The 17,843-nt window shown below is 45.7% G+C and carries 18 protein-coding genes and 1 tRNA gene; 9 read left to right on the forward strand and 10 right to left on the reverse strand.

From position 1 onward, the window contains the following. Nucleotides 1–71 precede the first annotated feature (71 nt). From QUA42_RS03000 to QUA42_RS03035, 8 genes are all read right to left on the reverse strand, one after another. The gene (locus QUA42_RS03000) at nucleotides 72–1,049 is read right to left on the reverse strand and encodes an MBL fold metallo-hydrolase (protein ID WP_333134995.1); all 978 of its coding nucleotides are present in this window, start codon (nucleotides 1,047–1,049) and stop codon (nucleotides 72–74) included. An 89-nt stretch (nucleotides 1,050–1,138) separates the two neighbouring features. Further along, the gene (locus QUA42_RS03005; protein WP_333134997.1) at nucleotides 1,139–2,302 is read right to left on the reverse strand and encodes a ribonuclease inhibitor; all 1,164 of its coding nucleotides are present in this window, start codon (nucleotides 2,300–2,302) and stop codon (nucleotides 1,139–1,141) included. A 3-nt stretch (nucleotides 2,303–2,305) separates the two neighbouring features. Next, on the reverse strand, nucleotides 2,306–3,715 hold the full coding sequence (locus tag QUA42_RS03010; RefSeq protein ID WP_333135000.1) for an SDR family NAD(P)-dependent oxidoreductase: 1,410 nt from the start codon (nucleotides 3,713–3,715) through the stop codon (nucleotides 2,306–2,308). Nucleotides 3,716–3,738: 23 nt separating this feature from the next. Then, nucleotides 3,739–3,813: transfer RNA gene (locus QUA42_RS03015), tRNA-Ala, on the reverse strand. 109 nt (nucleotides 3,814–3,922) lie between these two features. Beyond that, on the reverse strand, nucleotides 3,923–4,081 hold the full coding sequence (locus tag QUA42_RS03020; protein WP_333135002.1) for a hypothetical protein: 159 nt from the start codon (nucleotides 4,079–4,081) through the stop codon (nucleotides 3,923–3,925). Nucleotides 4,082–4,266: 185 nt separating this feature from the next. Then, entirely contained in the window at nucleotides 4,267–4,509 is a 243-nt protein-coding gene (locus QUA42_RS03025; protein WP_333135004.1) for a hypothetical protein, read from the reverse strand. Nucleotides 4,510–4,569: 60 nt separating this feature from the next. Further along, on the reverse strand, nucleotides 4,570–4,716 hold the full coding sequence (locus tag QUA42_RS03030) for a hypothetical protein (protein ID WP_333135006.1): 147 nt from the start codon (nucleotides 4,714–4,716) through the stop codon (nucleotides 4,570–4,572). Nucleotides 4,717–5,168: 452 nt separating this feature from the next. Beyond that, the gene (locus tag QUA42_RS03035; protein WP_333135008.1) at nucleotides 5,169–6,071 is read right to left on the reverse strand and encodes an undecaprenyl-diphosphate phosphatase; all 903 of its coding nucleotides are present in this window, start codon (nucleotides 6,069–6,071) and stop codon (nucleotides 5,169–5,171) included. Nucleotides 6,072–6,396: 325 nt separating this feature from the next. On the opposite strand from QUA42_RS03035, the gene QUA42_RS03040 reads away from it, so the two are divergent. Then, nucleotides 6,397–7,008 carry a thylakoid membrane photosystem I accumulation factor gene (locus tag QUA42_RS03040; protein WP_333135010.1) on the forward strand — a complete coding sequence of 204 codons (612 nt, stop codon included), beginning with the start codon at nucleotides 6,397–6,399 and terminating at the stop codon, nucleotides 7,006–7,008. A gap of 225 nt (nucleotides 7,009–7,233) precedes the next feature. After that, nucleotides 7,234–8,295 (forward strand): mannose-1-phosphate guanylyltransferase, encoded by a 1,062-nt coding sequence (locus QUA42_RS03045; RefSeq protein ID WP_333135012.1) that lies wholly within the window; start codon nucleotides 7,234–7,236, stop codon nucleotides 8,293–8,295. Nucleotides 8,296–8,371: 76 nt separating this feature from the next. Here QUA42_RS03045 and QUA42_RS03050 read toward each other — a convergent pair whose 3' ends face one another. After that, nucleotides 8,372–8,956, reverse strand: coding sequence for a Uma2 family endonuclease (locus QUA42_RS03050; protein ID WP_333135014.1), 585 nt, complete (start codon nucleotides 8,954–8,956; stop codon nucleotides 8,372–8,374). Nucleotides 8,957–9,255: 299 nt separating this feature from the next. Between QUA42_RS03050 and QUA42_RS03055 the strand changes: the two genes are divergently transcribed. The 5 genes from QUA42_RS03055 (at nucleotide 9,256) to QUA42_RS03075 (ending at nucleotide 13,872) form a co-directional block, all read left to right on the forward strand. Next, nucleotides 9,256–10,908, forward strand: coding sequence for an AarF/ABC1/UbiB kinase family protein (locus QUA42_RS03055; protein WP_333135017.1), 1,653 nt, complete (start codon nucleotides 9,256–9,258; stop codon nucleotides 10,906–10,908). Nucleotides 10,909–11,168: 260 nt separating this feature from the next. Further along, on the forward strand, nucleotides 11,169–11,375 hold the full coding sequence (locus QUA42_RS03060; protein WP_172190898.1) for a hypothetical protein: 207 nt from the start codon (nucleotides 11,169–11,171) through the stop codon (nucleotides 11,373–11,375). 237 nt (nucleotides 11,376–11,612) lie between these two features. Then, the gene (uvsE, locus tag QUA42_RS03065) at nucleotides 11,613–12,557 is read left to right on the forward strand and encodes a UV DNA damage repair endonuclease UvsE (RefSeq protein WP_333135019.1); all 945 of its coding nucleotides are present in this window, start codon (nucleotides 11,613–11,615) and stop codon (nucleotides 12,555–12,557) included. A 106-nt stretch (nucleotides 12,558–12,663) separates the two neighbouring features. Then, nucleotides 12,664–13,335 carry an SOS response-associated peptidase gene (locus QUA42_RS03070; RefSeq protein WP_333135021.1) on the forward strand — a complete coding sequence of 224 codons (672 nt, stop codon included), beginning with the start codon at nucleotides 12,664–12,666 and terminating at the stop codon, nucleotides 13,333–13,335. A gap of 150 nt (nucleotides 13,336–13,485) precedes the next feature. Beyond that, a complete protein-coding gene (locus tag QUA42_RS03075) occupies nucleotides 13,486–13,872 on the forward strand; it encodes a VOC family protein (protein WP_333135023.1) in 387 nt (128 codons plus the stop codon). A gap of 120 nt (nucleotides 13,873–13,992) precedes the next feature. Here the strand turns inward: QUA42_RS03075 and QUA42_RS03080 are convergent, their stop codons facing one another. Then, on the reverse strand, nucleotides 13,993–14,610 hold the full coding sequence (locus QUA42_RS03080; protein ID WP_333135025.1) for a CP12 domain-containing protein: 618 nt from the start codon (nucleotides 14,608–14,610) through the stop codon (nucleotides 13,993–13,995). 495 nt (nucleotides 14,611–15,105) lie between these two features. Between QUA42_RS03080 and glpX the strand changes: the two genes are divergently transcribed. Continuing rightward, nucleotides 15,106–16,143, forward strand: coding sequence for a class II fructose-bisphosphatase (gene glpX, locus QUA42_RS03085; RefSeq protein WP_333065996.1), 1,038 nt, complete (start codon nucleotides 15,106–15,108; stop codon nucleotides 16,141–16,143). 145 nt (nucleotides 16,144–16,288) lie between these two features. Further along, nucleotides 16,289–17,581, forward strand: coding sequence for a glutamyl-tRNA reductase (locus QUA42_RS03090; protein WP_333083528.1), 1,293 nt, complete (start codon nucleotides 16,289–16,291; stop codon nucleotides 17,579–17,581). The last annotated feature ends 262 nt before the right edge of the window (nucleotides 17,582–17,843 follow it).

The following is a 17,843-nucleotide window of genomic DNA, read 5'->3' on the forward strand; positions in this document are numbered from 1 at the left end:
GTACAATGAAACTGTCTAAAGGCAAAAGTTAGTAGTTGCCAATAACCTACGCATGACTTCCGCAAGCAGAATTAACTTTCAAATTGCCAATTGACAGGTTGCCAATCAAATCCACCCCGATCGCGCGCGCGCAAATGTCCGATACCCGGATAGGGAAAATGATAGGCAAACATTAACGTGCGATCGCTCGCAATTTTTTCCAGTACGGCTTGGCGGGTAGTTGCAGCCATCTCTCGATCGGCATCAAAAATCGGTTTCCAGCTTGGATTCCACAGGTTAATTGTATGAATGTGAACCGTATCGGCCGTATGAACCATCACAGTATTTCCCGATGCAATTCTAATCGCAACGTGACCGGGCGTGTGACCGTAGGCAGGAATGGCTGTAAATCCCGGCAAAAACTCTTGGTTAACATCGAATTGAGTGACGCGATCGCGAATCAAACCCAACTGTTTTTTAGCAACCTCAATCGCCTGCTGTTTCATCTCGGCAGGTCCGCCAAACTTGGGCAAATCCACCGACTTAGCCGTCCAAAAATTCCACTCTTGTTTGTTGATGAAATAGCGGGCATTGGGAAACGTCAACCCGCTTTTCCCATTCAAACCACCCACATGATCTCCGTGCGCGTGAGTCAAAATCACCGCAGTAATATCGATCGGTTTAATCTGTGCCTGCTGCAAGTTTTCTATCAGTTTGCCAACAGTTGGTCCGTTCAACAAGCCGCTGCCCGTATCGATTAAGACTTTGTTCGGCCCGGTATCCACCAATAAAACATTACAATCTGCTGACAGCGTTTCCCCTTGAAAACCCTGTTTTAAAACCTCTTGCAACTCTTCTGGTTTGGCATTGCCGGCAAAGAGTGCTGCCGGGACGCTCAACGTTCCATCGCTAATCGAAATCAGGTTGAAGTTTCCCAACTTAAATCGATAGATGCCAGCATTGCCGGGCATCGCGCGCGGAGGGGTTTGTGCCAGCAAACGGCCGGCGGTGGGTAGGGCGAAGGAAGTGGCGATCGCCCCTGTGAAAAAGGTTCTACGAGAAATAGGCATTGTTCCGAATACTCTTGAATATTAATCACAGATTGTCGTGCACCAGGTATTTTACGATCTGCCAGATTGACAGTCAATACGGCTTAAGCTCAACGATATACACTTTGGATCGAAACAACGCTACGAGGCTTGTGTAATTCGTCATCCAAATTCAGCATCCGGTTGCGCTCTAACAAAACCTCAATTCGTCGATTTGGTGGCCCATCTAAAATCAGATAACGTAATTTTCGATTGATTTCTAAAGCACTAATTAATGCTATTTTTCCCCCCTCAGTAATTCCATTTTTTGCCAGATTTAGCTTAAATAAAGTTCGGTTGTCTCTCAGGAAATTCGCGATCGCGCTTGCACCGATATCTCCAATCTGATTGGGCCGTGCCTTTAACACTTGTGTAGAAGGACTGTAACCTAAATCCAGATTGCCGATCGCGGGGTGAGTTTGCAGTGCTGCTAATAATTCCTCACAACCCTCTACCCCAATGCCATTGCTAGCCAATCCTAAATCGAGCGCTGTTTTATTTTCTGCCAATCCACCTGCTAAAACTGTAACACCTCGATCGCCCAAATGATTGACATTAAGAAATAAGCCAGTAATTACAGGATTTTCAGCTAAAAGAGCGGCCAGTAAAGCAGCCTGGTTTGCTTGAATTTGATTGCCACCCAAGTACAGCCGTTCAACAGTACGATTGGTATAAGTCAAAACCTCTAAAATGGCGGCAAATCCCTCATCTCCTATTTGGGTATTGACCAAATCCAGCGTGCGGATACTGGTATTGTGACGCAACATTTCCGCTAGATAATATGCACCTGCAGGGCCGATCGGATTGCGTTTTAACCACAACCCAGTTACAGATTGATTCGGCGCCAGCGCTGCGGCAAGTGCCGCAATACCTGTGGATGAAATCGCATTGCAACCTAAATAGACAATCTCTAAACGGTTGTTGCGTTGAATCAATCGCGCCACATCTTTAGCACCACGATCGCCAATACCATTAGTTCCCAGTAATAAGCTAGCGATCGCATTATTGTTTGCCAATGCTTCAGTTACTAAATGACATCCCAGCGCACCCAAACCTTGCTTGCACAAATCGAGTCGTCCATCGGGCATGACTGTGCCGCGCGGGAAGACTATTTTTTGAGAGATCGACCGATCGGTTTGCAGGTAATCAATTAAGGATTTTAGCTCGATTACTACCTCGGAGGAAGACTCTATAGGATTGGGTAACGGACAGTGAAAATCGGTATTTACCATCATTTGTTACCAGGGAGAGGGGGTATAGTCTTTAAGAAAATGACCGTACATCGGAGGAGCGGGGTTTTCAATACCTTGAACGATCGGATCGTAAATTCTTGCCATCCCATCGATCGCATCTAATGGCGTGTAAAATCCTTGTTTTTCTTGAACTCGTATTTTTTTAGGATAAGGATTTTCATTGGTAATCCAACCCGTATCGACGCTGCTCATGAAAATATTAGATCTGGCACAATCAACCGCCGAGGTTCGCGTCATCATATTCAAAGCTGCTTTTGCCATATTGGTATGGGGATGATAGGGTGTTTTGCTGGAGCGGTTGAATTGTCCTTCCATTGCCGAAACGTTGATGATAAAGCGTCTGGTAAAGGATGAACGAAGTAGTAATGGTTTGAGTTGGCTGTTGAGAATGAAGGGTGCGATCGCGTTTACCAAATGTACTTCAAGTAACTCGATCGTGTTTACCTCATCGAGTTTTAGCAACCAGCTATTTTCCGGGCGAATATCCAGTTGTTGTCCGTCAGCATCGAAGCGATCGCGCGGGAAGTAATCCGCGATCGCACCCGGTACACTATCTTTGTAATTGAGTTGACTTTCAAGTAAAAGAGAGTGCTGTCGGGGAGATTTTCCTTTTAATGTATTGCCATCGAGCGAGATTAATGCTTGCGCGTTTATGCTGAGTATTTGTGATGCTTCTCGTTCTCGATCTAAGAGATGCTGATAAAATGCCAACGGACGCTTGATAGTTTGAGCAGCATTGTTGATGATAATATCCAGAGCTGATTCAGTATCGAGTAAATCCCGGACAAATGTTTCCACTGCTGGAATATTTCGCAGATCGAGTCCGCGAATTTGCAGGCGATCGCGCCATTGCTCGAAATCAGGTTCTCGACTGTAGCGATCGGCACAGTCATGGGGGAATCTTGTGGTGAGAATCACCTTAGCACCATCTCGCAACAGCCGCAATACCATCTGATAGCCAATCTTGATCCGTCCGCCTGTCACTAATGCAGTTCGCCCAACTAAATCGGTTCGCTGTTGTCGTTTTTGGTAATTGAATTGGGCGCATTTTGGGCAGAGTAAATGATAAAAAAAATGAATTTGCGTGTAGGGTGTTTTGCAAATGTAACAAACGATCGGCTTGTGCAAATGCTGCGCTCGGGTTGTTGATTCTGGTAACGCAGCGAATGGCTGTTGTTGGTGCTGGTGCTGCACTATGACGGTTGATGCTTTGAGTTGGCGATCTTCAACTCGTCGTTGTTGTTGTTGAGTTTGACGCCAACCTTTGCGTCCCTTTTTATAGATTTTGGCAATCAAACTTTTGAAGCGATCGTGTTCGCCAATGACCGCTGGATCTTCGGAAATTTGTTGCAGAACATTGAGGCAGATTTCTAATTGGTCTGGTGGGATATTCATCTGAATTATCTGCCCCAAAAAGGTGGGACTGAGGGAGACTCGAACTCCCAACCTCTGCGATGCAGTCGCAGCGCTCTTCCAATTGAGCTACCAATCCCAAAGCTTAGAAATCGATAATATTTTATCATACTACATTATGGACGATAGCTGTCTAACGGCAAAGGTTAGTAGCGGCAGATAACCTTTGCATGACTTCCACAAGCAGGATTAACTTTCAAATTGCCAGTTGACGGGTTGCCAATCAAATCCGCCCCGATCGCGCGCTCGCAAATGTCCGATTCCCGGATACGGAAAATGATAGGCAAACATTAACGTGCGATCGCCTGCAATTTTTTCCAGTACGGCTTGGCGGGTAGTGGCAGCCATCTCTCGATCGGCATCGCAACTTAGCTTCCAGTGTGGCTTCCATAAATTAATCGTATTAATGTGAACCGTAACTGAGTCATTAAGTTGATTATATTAGTTCACCATCTTTAATCTTGGTCTCATTTTCAGTAGACTCAAAAAATTGGGAAATCTGTTCAGTATATCTGATGTTATCAACACTTTTGCTACTTCGCGCCCGATCGATATATTCGCGATATCATTAGAGTCAAAAATTTGTGACACAACCAAAGCACGCGGTAACCGATCATCGAGTCCTTGAATGTGGGACTATTTTCTCGCCAGCCTTCGGGCGGATTAAAGTGACCTGAGATCAGTTGTTTAGTCACCCACCAGAAATGCACGTATAGCGGTAGAGCGAAATAAACCAGAGTATCCGCCTCATCAAGTCGCAGCCAGACGGTTTCCATGGAATCAAACCCGTCAATAATCCATCTGTCAGTCTGCAAAATTTCCTAATGGGCGCGCTTCTAGTCTTCCTGTAAGGCCTCAATGCCGCCCGATCGATATTTAATCTTGTCCAAGACGTAAAGCGGCAGCCCAGTGATGTCCAATAATCTCTTGCTGAGAGTTGATTTACCGCCTCCAGCGTTGCCAAATACTGCTATTTTTTTCACAGCCACTCTCCTTTTAGCGTTACCGAAATTAATAGGATACAAGTCCCATTCTTAGCTTGACGGCTTTTCTATCCTACAATAATTACGTAAAGTTTTTCCACGTCAATGATACTTTTAGAGTTTAAGGCTAAGGCAAAAACAACTCAATACGCTGCTGCCGACGAAGCGATTAAAACCGCTCAGTTTGTCCGCAACAAATGTGTCCGTTTTTGGATGGGCAACCGAGGTGTGGAACAAAAAGATATGTATCGTCACAATACAGCGTTGAGAGCCGAATATACCTTTGTCAAAGCCTTAAACTCTCATGCTTGTCAAGTTGCAGATCTTACGGCATATATAGGGCAAAAAAGTGTGAGTAAGGTGCGAGGGCGAGCGATTGCTTTCTTACCCATTACCGGACATAACTCACCGCCCTTGAGAAGGGCTATAATTAGGTTCAAGTCAGTCCTGTTTTACATATTTCTCAGCCCCCCACCTGCGAGCGCCGTTAAAATGGCTACGCCAAAAGCTAGCCGATACAATACAAATATCCACGTCTTTTGAGTTTGCAGGAACTTCATTAGCCAGGCGATCGACAAATAAGAAAACACAAATGCCGAAATCGTTCCCACTATCAAAGCTGCAACTCCAGAACCGCCGATTCCTTGTGCCAAATCACTCTTTAATTCCACTAATCCAGCCAGAGTAATTGCGGGAATTCCTAATAAAAAAGAAAACCGCGCGGCGGCAGGTCTTTCCAATCCCATGAACAATCCTGCTGTTAGAGTGGAACCCGATCGCGAACACCCCGGAATCAATGCGATTGCTTGAGCTAATCCCATCAAAATACCGTCTTTAACAGTTAACTTTTCATAAGTGCGATTGCGCTTGCCAATTTTTTCTGCTGTTGCTAAAAGTAGCGACATGACTATCGAAGCAATGGCGATGCTGGTCAAACTCCTGAGCGGCGACTTATCAAAATCTGGAACCAATGCCTTGATTAGCAGCCCAAAAAAGACTAGAGGTATTGTTCCCAAAACAAATCCCAGCGCCAGTTGAAACTCTTGCGATTTGTAGTCGCGCCGCATCACAGCATCTACAGCACCCAAAGTTATAGTTGTCAAGTCTTTCCAGAAATACCAAAGCACTGCGACAATACTGCCCAACTGAATTACAGCAGTATAAGCAACCCCCGGATCGCCCCATCCCAGGGCGATCGGCACTACCTTCAAATGAGCGCTGCTGCTGATGGGCAAAAACTCTGTTAATCCTTGTACAATTCCTAAAACAATCGCCTGCACCAGATTGATTTGAGCAGGCCCGGAAACCTCAGCAGCGGGCGTTTGGGCGAGGAGTGCGTCAAGCAAAGCTATCATTAGTTGTGAATTCCCAGTTGTCAGTTTCTAGTAATCAGTTTAATTTAAGATCATGCAGCCTTCTGGGAAGATAGAAGCCCACCCCACCACAAATAAATTTTATTGTGGCGCGGACAGTTCCAGTCCGCCCCTGAAAAGTCGATGATCGCACATAGTGATCTTCGGCCTGTAGAATCGCCTTGTCGATCGCAAGTATCAGCAATTTATGATCATCGAGCCCAAACTACTTTAACCTACTCAACAACATTTGCCTACATTTTGCTGATAGACTTAGGAAAGTTTTTGCATCTGATTTCGCTTTCGTTACAGCAACTGCCCACAACCTATGATATTTCCTGAGAACAAAAATTCAATTGTTACTGCTGCTTCTGGCATCCGCTGGCTGAGGCGAATCTTGTCAGCCAGTCTTGTAACAGTAGCGATCACACTTAGCTTCCTACTGCTAAGCGGCACGGCGCCAGCTTTAGCAACTCTTACCGACGATCGCTTTGACGGTACAATCTTTGCCCTCTACGCCGGCAACGGTTCCCTAGTTCCTCCTAAAGTCAAGATTGCAGATTCTTTCAAACGCCATAAACCCGTACTGTTAGTTTTTTACACTGATGACAGCAGCGACTCCAAGCAATACGCGATCGTCGTCTCTCAACTCCAGGAATTTTACGGCCGCGAAGCCGATTTTATGCCCATAACAATTGACTCTTTGCCTCCACAACCGTCACCAGAAATCACCGAGCCGAGCCATTATTACGAAGGTTTCGTACCTCAAACTGTCATCCTAGACCAATCGGGGAAAGTAGTTTTTAATGAGAAAGGACAAATACCCTTTGAAAAGGTAGATGATGCTTTCCGGAAAGTATTTGACTTGCTGCCCAGAGAAAAATCTATCCCGCTCAAACGCCGTGTCGTGAACGAACTCAATATCGAATTGTCGAAGTAATAGGTAATGGTAATTGCTAGTCGCTATAGCAATTTTCAAGGATTCCTTAACGAGAGTTTTGTTGTTTTATATTGGGTAAGGTACGCAATGCGCGCCCTACATTTAGGGTGATACAGTCAACAGTCAACAGTCAACAGTCAATCATCATTCTGCCTCAGTAATTCTTTACAAACACCATCTCGGGTATCAGGGCAAAATGGACGTGAACTATTTAAACTTTAAACAATGAGTAGAACCTTAATTCCTGTGATTCTGGCCGGTGGTAAGGGCGAACGTTTTTGGCCGCTGAGCCGCAAGCAGCGGCCCAAGCAGTTTTTGAGTCTCGACGGTAGCGGCAAGAGTTTGCTGCAGGCTACTGCGGAAAGACTTTTGGAATTAGGTAACGGTTGGGACGATTTGTGGGTGGTAACGTCGGAAATGTTGGCTGCAGGGGTTCGCGAACAGTTGCCACTGTTACCACCGGAGAATTTGCTGGCGGAACCGGAGGGCCGCGATACTGCGCCAGCGGTGGCCTGGACTGCTATAGAAACTGCGAAGCGTTACGGTGAGGATGCGGTTGTTGGTTTTTTCCCGGCGGATCACTGGATTGGGGAACCACAGGAGTTTATCAAGACTTTGGAGGCGGCGGCAGAGTTGGCGAAAAATCAGGATGCGATCGCCACTTTGGGAGTAAAACCGAGTTATGCTTCCACCGGCTACGGCTACATCGAACAAGGCGAGGAAATTGGCAGTTTTGGGGGTTTTCCGGCCTATCGGGTGGCGAGGTTTACGGAAAAGCCCGATCGCACCACTGCTGAAGAATTTGTCGCCAGCGGCAAGTTTAGTTGGAACGGCGGTATTTTTGTATTTCGAGTCGGAACAGTCTTGACAGAATTGCGAAATCATGTACCGGAAATGATGGCAGCTTTGGAAGCAAAAGGCGCGCAGGCGTACTCGGAATTAGCAAAAATAAGCATCGATTACGCGCTGATGGAAAAGACGCAAAAAGCCTGTGTTCTGCCTGTAGGCTTTAGCTGGGATGATTTGGGAGATTGGAATGCGATCGGCCGTTTGCTGCAAGGAGACAAGCCGAATGTGGAGTTAGCAAAACACGTCGGAATTGATACGAAAGGTGGCATTTTTTATGCTGCCGATGAGAATGAGGTGATTGTCACCATTGGTTTAGAAGATGTGGTAGTTGTCAGAGATGGCAATGTGACTTTGATTGTGAAAAAGGACAGGACGCAGGAGATTAAACAGGTAATCAAAGTGTTGGGAGAAGATGATAAATTGAAAAATTTATTGTAACTAATTCTGTAGGGTACGCACTGCGTACCTTACCGCTACCAATAGTTTGGATCTTCACTTTTTGCGTCCCGGAATGTTACATAATTTCTGCTAAATCCAAGACAAAACCTGGCAGTACATCTTCCCCTGATAGAGTGGCAGGATTTTCGATAATTTCAACATCTTGACCGGGGCGATAAATTTCTACCCGCCGATTTTGCCTGTCAATTAACCAACCCAATTTAGCACCGTTATCTATATATTCTTGCAATTTCTCTTGAAGTTTTTTCAAGGAATCAGTCCGAGAACGCAACTCAACAACAAAATCGGGACACAAAGGAGCAAAACTGTCTTTTTGTTCCGGTGTTAAAGCATCCCAGCGTTCTTTTTTGACCCAAGAGGCATCAGGAGAGCGATCGGCACCATTGGGGAGCCTAAAGCCTCCAGAAGAGTCGAAGGCAACTCCTAGATTATTTTGCCGACTCCAGGATCGAAGTTGATACGATAGATCCATATTGCGCTTGCTAGTTTCACTGCCGGTCGGTGGCATAATAATTAATTCCCCGGATGCTGTACGTTCAAATTGATAATCGCGGTTGTTCTGACAAAGCTGAAAAAATTGCTCGTCAGTTAAGTGGATGGATAATTCGATCGAGTTGGTAGGAAATTGGATGGCAATCATGTCTCTTATACGCTATTAAACACATTGAAAATCCGCTTTGTAATAACTTACTCATTCAATTCTTTGACAAATCTTTACAAGTTAATAAACTTAATTATAAAAATATCATGTCTGCTTTAACTGTATATTACCATGAGGATTAATGCCACGGCCAAAAACCGATCGCCCCCACACCCGAAAGCTGTCACGCCCATTCCCACTATTTCCCCCAAGTTATTCCCCAAGACACTGGTCAGCCCGGTCAACAGCGCTATCCTAGTAGTTATATAGCCCTTAAACCCGATCGACCCGGAGGCCCCTTGTTTAGCCTAGTTCAAAACACTTCTCGCAAAGGAGAAATTCTAGAGGTCGTCTTCCGCAACGGTTGGGACTACATGAAAAGCCTCCTAACCGGCCGCAAAACCGACGCACCCAGTCTCCCAACTCCAGCAGTTCTCCGCAATATCCTCGTCGAATTAGGCCCAGTATTTGTCAAATTGGGTCAATTGCTGAGCACCCGTCCCGACCTTTTACCGGCCAGTTATATCGAAACTCTCTCCACGCTACAAGCGGAAGTACCGCCCGTACCGTGGTCGCAAGTAGAAGCAATCGTCCGCCAGGAACTGACACAATCTCTCGAAAATACCTTCGCCAAATTTAACACTCAAGCCATCGCCGCAGGTTCAATTGCTCAAACCCACAAAGCTACTTTAAAAGACGGCCGCGAAGTCGCCCTCAAAGTTCAGCGCCCCGGTATTGATATTGTCATCGAACAAGACATCGCCGTCCTCCGAGGTTTGGCAGAACTTGTCATGCTCACAGACTTCGGTCAACAATACGATATTGTCGCCCTAGCTGAAGAATTTGCGATCGCCCTGCGTGCAGAACTAGACTTCATTCAAGAAGCCAGCTACACAGACGAACTGCGCCGCAATTTATCTAAAAGTAAATGGTTTGACCCCACACAAGTTGTCCTACCAGAAATTAACTGGGAGTTAACTACAAAAAAACTCTTAGTAATGGAGTGGCTGAACGGAGTCCCGATTTTGTTAGGCGATTTGCAAGGAGTTCGCCACAAAGGAGATATAAATGCCGAACGCGAAGAAATTACAACGCTACTTTGCCGCGTTTTCTTCCAGCAGTTATATATCGACGGATTCTTTCACGCCGACCCGCATCCCGGCAATTTATTTTATCTAACCGACAGCCGGATAGCTTTGCTGGACTGCGGCATGGTCGGCAGATTAGACCCGCGCACTCAGCAGAATTTGACAGAAATGTTGCTGGCAATTGTAGATTTAGATGCTCAGCGCTGCGCTCAATTAACTTTGGAAATGGCAGAATTTGCTCAGCCGACAAGTTTAGTTAATCTAGAGAACGATTTGGCTCGAATGCTACGCAAGTATTACAATGTGAGCTTGTCGCAAATGAACTTGTCGGAAATTTTTTATGAGGTGCTGGAAATCACCCGCAAAAATAAAATTCGGCTGCCCAGCAATCTCGGTTTGTATGCAAAAACTCTAGCGAATTTGGAAGGACTGGCGCGCTCTTTTAATCCCCGGTTTAATATTGTAGAGCAGGTCAAACCGCTGATGACCGATATGTTTCGGCGTCAGTTATTAGGAGATGACCCGATACAAGCTCTGTTGAGAACAGCCCTGGATCTCAAAAGCTTATCTTTGCAATCTCCGCGCCAGGTGGAAGTGCTTTTAGACCGGGTTACTTCGGAAACTTTGAAGTGGAACTTGACACTAAAAGAACTCGATCCGCTACGCCGCACTCTGGGGGATTCTGCGAACAGACTTTCTTTTAGCATTGTGGTGGGTTCGCTGATTGTGGGGGCGGCAATTATTTCTTCTAACGCGCAAACTTCTCAGCTATCTTTTCTGAGCACTGGTTTGTTTGGGGCGGCGAGTTTTTTGGGTTTTTGGTTAATTATTAGCATTCTCAGATCAGGGCGTTTGCGGAGTTGATTGCAAAGGGGAAATGGGGGAAATCAGGAGATATAGCAATCCTTTCGGGAAAGGCGCAACTGGCTTTTTTTGTGAACGAATCGCGAACACGCTATTGACGCGAATCTTGAGAATAGAAGAGAAAGATTTCACAATTGATGCCAGGAGTGCTATAGCATCCTCAACTATTAAGCAACATCTCTGACTTAAGATAGGCGATCGCCCGCAGCAGCTAAGTCTAAGCTAGGAATTGTTCCATAAACCTAATTGAGGAAAAAAAGATGAGTAGCGGTCACGCCAGCCATAAAGGCTCTTCCACAAAACCCAATACCAACACTAACGGTCAAATTACATCCCCTGACGACCAACCCGCTGACCCCCTAAATCAAGAAACATCCGGTTATCCATTCCATAACGAAGCAATGGAAAATCCTGTTGCCACCGCGCGGCCCGACGAAGAGGCTGAGTCTGGCGAAGAACAGCAATAGTTATATCGATTAAATTGTCATCGATATGCTATCTGCGACGTGGTTGATTAGAGGTTTGAGAAAAATTAGGTTTGTACTAATTACATCTTGCACCTGTCCCCATAGTCCGCCAGGGATTTCAATCTCTGCCGGACTATTTTGGCAGGTTCATTAGTACCTCAGAGCTTTAAAAAAAAGGACTAAAGTCCTTACTACAAAACTATTTAACCTAAAATTCAAGTTGGGAATTATTGATAAATGAGCGAAATTAATCAACTATTTCAAAAGGAAAAATTGCCGGAATTGGGGTTAGTCTGCATTACAACATCCGATGCAGTTCGCTTTCGCACTGTCACGCGGAAGCGACTTTTACAGCTTTCGGAAACAGAACAAGAAACAGTATTGCGCGAGCTTTATACAGACAACTTAAAGCGCCTTGACAAAGCGATCGACTTCTGTGCTGCTAATCAGATAAAGCTCTACCGCATGACTTCTGCACTGTTCCCTTTTGCAGATACAGATTTGGGGGAAGCAGTGCTACACTCCATGACTGAGGAATTGCGGATTACGGGCGATCGCGCTCTTTCTTTGGGCATCCGCTTGGTACTCCACCCGGATCAATTTGTCGTCCTCAGTTCCGACAAGCTTTCTGTGGTTGAAAACAGCATTAAAATTCTCGCGACTCATGCTTTAATTTTAGATATGTTGGGACAGCCCCGATCGCCCCAGGCACTGATGAACATTCACGGCGGCAAGAGCGATCGCACTTCGCAGCTCACATCAGTCATCCGCGACTTGCCAGAATCTATTCGATCGCGCTTAACCTTTGAAAATGACGAATACGCTTACAGTTCCTCGGAAATTTTAGAAGTTTGTCTCGATACTGGCGTACCAATGGTTTTTGACGCCCACCACCACGTCATTCACGAACATTTAGAAAATTACGACGATCCCAGCGTGGCAGAAATGCTCGCAGCAGCCCGCACAACTTGGTCTGTTCCTGAATGGCAATTAGTACACATATCGAATGGCCGAGAATTTTTTGCCGATCCGCGCCACAGTGATTTAATTACAGAAATGCCTAATTGCTATTATCAAGCTCCTTGGATTGAAGTAGAAGCTAAATTTAAAGAATTAGCTATTGAAAAGTTGCGCGCCGAATGGTTGTCTGCGAATGTTCCACAATTTAGCAATGTGTCGTAGGGGCCGATTTTAAAAACCATCTTTGCCTAACACTAATAATCTCGAAAACCAGCCCCGCCCAACGGTAAATCGCAATCTACCTTTTTGTTAATACCAATTATAAATTATGTGTGGACGATACACTTTAACTACTTCAGGTCAAATCATCGCCGAGTTATTCAAACTGTCGGAAGTTCCCGACATCAAACCGCGATACAATATCGCCCCAACTCAAGCAGTTGCCACAGTAACAGTTGAAAAAGAAAAAATGCAGCGACAGTTTCAATTTATGCGCTGGGGTTTGATTCCAAGTTGGGCAAAAGACATGAAAATGGGCAGCAAGATGATCAATGCGCGATCGGAAACAGTAGCCGAAAAACCTGCTTTTCGCAGCGCCATCAAGCACAGGCGATGTTTGATAGTCGCTGATGGTTTTTACGAATGGCAGCAGCAGGGAAAGAACAAACAGCCTTACTATTTTCAAAAGGCAGACGGCGAACCTTTTGCTTTTGCCGGTTTGTGGGAAAATTGGGAATCTCCCGAAAAAGAAAACATTGTATCTTGCAGTATAATTACTACCGAGGCTAACGAAACAGTGCAGCCGATGCACGATCGAATGCCGGTGATTCTCCCCGACAGCGATTGGGAACAGTGGCTAGATCCTGCTGTTAAAAATGCTCAGGAAGTTTTGCCCTTGTTAAAGCCCTATGCTTCCGAAGCCATGAAAGGAAAAGCGGTAAGTGCGATCGTCAATAGCCCCACTAGAGACACTCCCGAATGTATTAGCGATCAACAATAAATCATTGCAGCGGACAAAACCGAGATAGTTTGAGTTATGATGTAAAATGATGTTTGAGCTGTAGCTTTGGTTTTATAAGGATCAGTTTAACTCAGTTGTTATTTGCTCAAGCATTTTTTTAATCTTAACCTCAGTTAGAAGACCAAAAATATGATCGGATACGTTACACTCGGTACCAACGATATTGAAAGTGCAGCCAAGTTTTATGATGCTTTGCTTGCTGAAATTGGCGCTCGACGATTCATGGAATTCGACGGATTTATCGCATGGAGCGTTTCTCCAGAGCGACCCGCACTTGCTATTACAAAACCCTTTGATGGTAACAGAGCAACTGTTGGCAATGGAGTAATGATAGCTCTTCAAGTTGACAGTCCCGAAAAAGTCAACTTAGTTTATAACAAAGCGATCGAACTTGGGGCTAAGGATGAAGGAGCCGCGGGGCCAAGAGGCGTGTTGCCGGGGTTTTATGCGGGATATTTTCGCGATCTTGAGGGGAATAAGCTGAACGTGTTTTGTATGACTGAGCCAAACACTTAAGATTTTTATTTTTCGTGAGGCTATCAGAAAAAAAGCTCTTTCCGATAGTTAGCTATTAGTTATCAATCCATAAATAAGAGTTGATAACTAATAACTAATAACTAATAACTAATGACTAAATTAACTGTCGTACATCCGCGCTTCAGCCGCCTCGGGATTTTCCTCACAATACTCGTCAAAAGCCGTTTTCTCAAGCTTCATCGATCGCTGGTGAGAAGCCTCAGCCTGCATTTCCTCTACAATATCCCACGCTACCGCGCACTCTCTAGAAGTAGCGCCTTTCTCGGCACAGATAGTTCTGGCATCCGCGATTGCCTGTTCGATTTGTTCGTCAAATAAAATACTCTTCGGCTTCTCAAGAAAATCGCTTTTTGTCAAGATATCCGTGACCGAAATAATGCCCACTAGCTCGTCCTTAATCACCGGCGCCCGACGGATTCGGGTATTCGCGAACAACCTAGCCACGTATTCCACGCCCAAGTCTGGATTCACCGTGATGCACGGTTTGGTCATAATCTCGAAGACGCGGACTTTTTTCGGATCTACTCCGTAGGCTGCTACTTTATAGACAATATCCGTTTCCGTAACAATGCCGTAGGCATCTTGTTCGTGGCGGCGTTCCACAATCAACGCGCGCAAACACAAATCGTTCATCATCGCCACCGCTTCAGCTACCGTGGCTGAACCGCGAATGGTAACAACTTCTGTTGTCATAATATCTTGGGCTTTCATCATCATTTTTTATTGTTTCCCGCTGATAAAGTCTACTGCGTCCCGATTTGAGGCTGTCCATTTGATTTGTGATCATCATTAGGACTTACCCTCAGAAACCCGGTTTCTACCAAAATATTGGGTTTAGTAACGATAAATCCGGTCTAGCCACCAGGTTTCTGAGCAATCGTGCGATCGCAAACTAATCATAAAACCTTTAACGGCACTCGGGATGACAAGTTGCCTGAAACAGCCCCTCGCTTCCCCGGAACCTCTGGACTCCGCGATTTAGCGCTCAGACGGGGCTAGCGTGCGATCCTCCAAGCCAGAGTGAAGTAATGGGGGGATCAGATCCTTGAGCTGGTTCGACTCAGATTTTCCAGCCCCAGTCTCAAAGAAGCAAAAGTTAACACAAACTAAGCAAGTGCTTGCGCTCGCAGAGATCCCCGCCTCTGATAAACTTGATGGCTGGGAGTGCAAAAGAGCACAAGGCACGCATCAGCAGTTGGGAGGATCTAGTTCGTGGACAATGTAATCGGTTTAGAGATTATCGAAGTAGTTGAGCAGGCAGCCATCGCCTCCGCTCGCTTGATGGGCAAAGGCGAGAAAGATGAAGCCGACAGAGTGGCTGTAGAAGCCATGCGCGAGCGCATGAACAAAATTCATATGCGCGGCCGCATCGTGATCGGCGAAGGCGAACGCGATGACGCACCAATGCTTTACATCGGTGAACAAGTAGGTATTTGTACCCGCGAAGATGCCAAAGATGTCTGCAACATAGATGAATTGATCGAAATTGACATCGCTGTTGACCCCTGCGAAGGTACTAACCTGGTCGCTTACGGTCAAAACGGTTCGATGGCAGTTTTGGCAATCTCTGAAAAAGGTGGTTTGTTTGCGGCACCGGATTTCTACATGAACAAATTGGCTGCTCCTGCGGCTGCTAAGAATCATGTAGATATTCGCAAAACGCCGACTCAAAACCTCAAAATTATCTCTGATTGTCTCGGCCGCAGTATTGAAGATTTGGTGGTGGTGGTCATGGATCGCCCCCGACACAAAGATTTAATTAATGAAATTCGGCAAGCGGGTGCAAGAGTTCGGTTGATCAGCGACGGCGACGTTTCGGCAGCGATTTCTTGCGCGTTTTCTGGTTCCAACATCCACGCACTTATGGGTATTGGCGCTGCACCCGAAGGTGTGATTTCCGCAGCAGCAATGCGCTGCTTGGGCGGTCACTTCCAAGGACAGTTAATTTACGATCCGGCTGTTGTAAAAACTGGTTTGATCGGTGAAAGCAAAGAGAGCAATATCGCTCGACTTAAAGAGATGGGCATCACAGACCCAGACAAGATTTACAATGCTGAAGAGTTGGCATCTGGAGAAACAGTTCTGTTTGCAGCTTGCGGGATTACTCCCGGAACGCTGATGGATGGAGTTCGCTTCTTTGGCGGTGGCGCTCGCACTGAAAGTTTGGTAATTTCTTCTCAGTCGAAAACAGCTCGGTTTGTGGATACAATCCATATGTTTGACCAGCCGAAATCTTTGCAATTGAATTAGTGATTAGTTAGTGGTTAACAGTTAAATGTTAACAATTAACAGTTAACGGTTAACAGTCACCGATGATTAGCAATTAGCGATAAACTAAGAACTAATAACAGGTGACTGTTAACAACTAAGAAAGAAATAGTGACAAATCACAGATATGAATATTGCAGTCGTAGGTCTCAGCCACAAAACAGCGCCGGTCGAAGTTCGCGAAAAACTAAGCATTCCAGAACAGAAAGTTGAAGCGGCGATCGCCCAATTGCGCGGCTACCCGCACATTCAAGAGGTTGCCATCCTCAGCACTTGCAACCGCTTAGAGATTTATATTGTTACCAGCGAGTCGGAGCCTGGTGTACGAGAGGTTATTCAGTTCCTTTCAGAATGCAGTAAAGTTCCTTTGCAGTCTTTGCGCCCTCACCTGTTTATTTTGCTGCACGAAGATGCGGTGATGCACTTGATGCGAGTCGCTTCTGGTCTCGACAGTTTGGTGCTCGGAGAAGGACAAATTTTGGCTCAGGTGAAACAAACTCACAAACTCGCCCAGCAGTACAAAGGTGTAGGCAGAATTTTAGAGCGCTTATTCAAGCAAGCTCTCACAGCAGGGAAACGAGTTCGCACCGAAACTAGCATCGGTACCGGTGCAGTTTCTATCAGTTCGGCGGCGGCAGAATTGGCTCAAATGAAGGGTCAGCATTTAGCAAGCAGCAAAATTGCAATTATCGGTGCTGGCAAAATGTCGCGGCTTTTGGTGCAGCATTTGCTCTCAAAAGGAGCTAGCCATATTTCGATCGTTAACCGCTCTGTGCGGGGCGCCCTGGAGTTAGCCGGTCAGTTTAAAGATGCTGAATTGCACCTGTATCAGCTCTCGGAAATGATGCAGATAATTGCCAGTTCTGACTTGGTTTTTACCAGTACCGCAGCTACCGAGCCACTGTTAAATAAAGCTAAATTGGAAGCTGTTTTAGACCCGAATCGCCCTTTGATGTTGGTGGATATTTCTGTGCCACGCAACATTGACTCGGATGCGAATGAACTCGCTAATGTGCGATCGTTTAATGTGGACGACTTGAAAGCAGTGGTAGCTCAAAATCACGAAAGCCGCCGCAAAATGGCAATGGAAGCTCAGGGCTTGCTGGAACAGGAAGTAGAGGCTTTTGATCTCTGGTGGCGCAGTCTGGAAACGGTTCCTACTATTAGCTGTTTGCGCGATAAGATAGAATTGATTCGGGAACAAGAGTTAGAAAAAGCTTTATCGCGTCTGGGTTCGGAATTTTCGGAGAAACATCAAGACGTGATTGAATCTTTAACAAGGGGGATTGTGAATAAGATTTTGCACGATCCGATGGTACAGTTGCGCGCTCAGCAGGATATTGAGGCGCGGCGACAAGCGATGCAAACTTTGCAAACACTGTTTAATTTGGATGTGGATGTCAATCAGCAGTACAGCTAGCTGGAGTTTTTTCGATTCAATTTTCGATTCACATTCGGTTAATTGCACGTTATATGTGTAGGGACTTAGGCATTTGTCCATTGCTATCAACTTAGCACTCAACTATCAGTCAGACAGGGTTTCAAGCGCTGGCTCAAAGCTCAAGTCCTATTGCATAGGATTGAAGAAGTGATTAGTTAATTACTCTTCATACCGAGGACTTGATCTATTAGCCTTGGACTTACGTCTAAGAGTGAGATTTTGGGTTAAGTTGACAGATATG

The organism is Microcoleus sp. Pol11C2 (assembly GCF_036701505.1).
Classification (GTDB): Bacteria; Cyanobacteriota; Cyanobacteriia; order Cyanobacteriales; family Microcoleaceae; genus Microcoleus.

Excerpts from the sequence above, each read along its gene's own strand:
- QUA42_RS03000 (WP_333134995.1), bottom strand. The coding sequence starts at position 1,049 with ATGCCTATTTCTCGTAGAACCTTTTTCACAGGGGCGATCGCCACTTCC.
- QUA42_RS03005 (WP_333134997.1), bottom strand. The coding sequence starts at position 2,302 with ATGATGGTAAATACCGATTTTCACTGTCCGTTACCCAATCCTATAGAG.
- QUA42_RS03010 (WP_333135000.1), bottom strand. The coding sequence starts at position 3,715 with ATGAATATCCCACCAGACCAATTAGAAATCTGCCTCAATGTTCTGCAA.
- QUA42_RS03020 (WP_333135002.1), bottom strand. The coding sequence starts at position 4,081 with ATGGCTGCCACTACCCGCCAAGCCGTACTGGAAAAAATTGCAGGCGAT.
- QUA42_RS03025 (WP_333135004.1), bottom strand. The coding sequence starts at position 4,509 with ATGGAAACCGTCTGGCTGCGACTTGATGAGGCGGATACTCTGGTTTAT.
- QUA42_RS03035 (WP_333135008.1), bottom strand. The coding sequence starts at position 6,071 with ATGATAGCTTTGCTTGACGCACTCCTCGCCCAAACGCCCGCTGCTGAG.
- QUA42_RS03040 (WP_333135010.1), top strand. The coding sequence starts at position 6,397 with ATGATATTTCCTGAGAACAAAAATTCAATTGTTACTGCTGCTTCTGGC.
- QUA42_RS03045 (WP_333135012.1), top strand. The coding sequence starts at position 7,234 with ATGAGTAGAACCTTAATTCCTGTGATTCTGGCCGGTGGTAAGGGCGAA.
- QUA42_RS03050 (WP_333135014.1), bottom strand. The coding sequence starts at position 8,956 with ATGATTGCCATCCAATTTCCTACCAACTCGATCGAATTATCCATCCAC.
- QUA42_RS03060 (WP_172190898.1), top strand. The coding sequence starts at position 11,169 with ATGAGTAGCGGTCACGCCAGCCATAAAGGCTCTTCCACAAAACCCAAT.
- uvsE (WP_333135019.1), top strand. The coding sequence starts at position 11,613 with ATGAGCGAAATTAATCAACTATTTCAAAAGGAAAAATTGCCGGAATTG.
- QUA42_RS03070 (WP_333135021.1), top strand. The coding sequence starts at position 12,664 with ATGTGTGGACGATACACTTTAACTACTTCAGGTCAAATCATCGCCGAG.
- QUA42_RS03075 (WP_333135023.1), top strand. The coding sequence starts at position 13,486 with ATGATCGGATACGTTACACTCGGTACCAACGATATTGAAAGTGCAGCC.
- QUA42_RS03080 (WP_333135025.1), bottom strand. The coding sequence starts at position 14,610 with ATGATGATGAAAGCCCAAGATATTATGACAACAGAAGTTGTTACCATT.
- QUA42_RS03090 (WP_333083528.1), top strand. The coding sequence starts at position 16,289 with ATGAATATTGCAGTCGTAGGTCTCAGCCACAAAACAGCGCCGGTCGAA.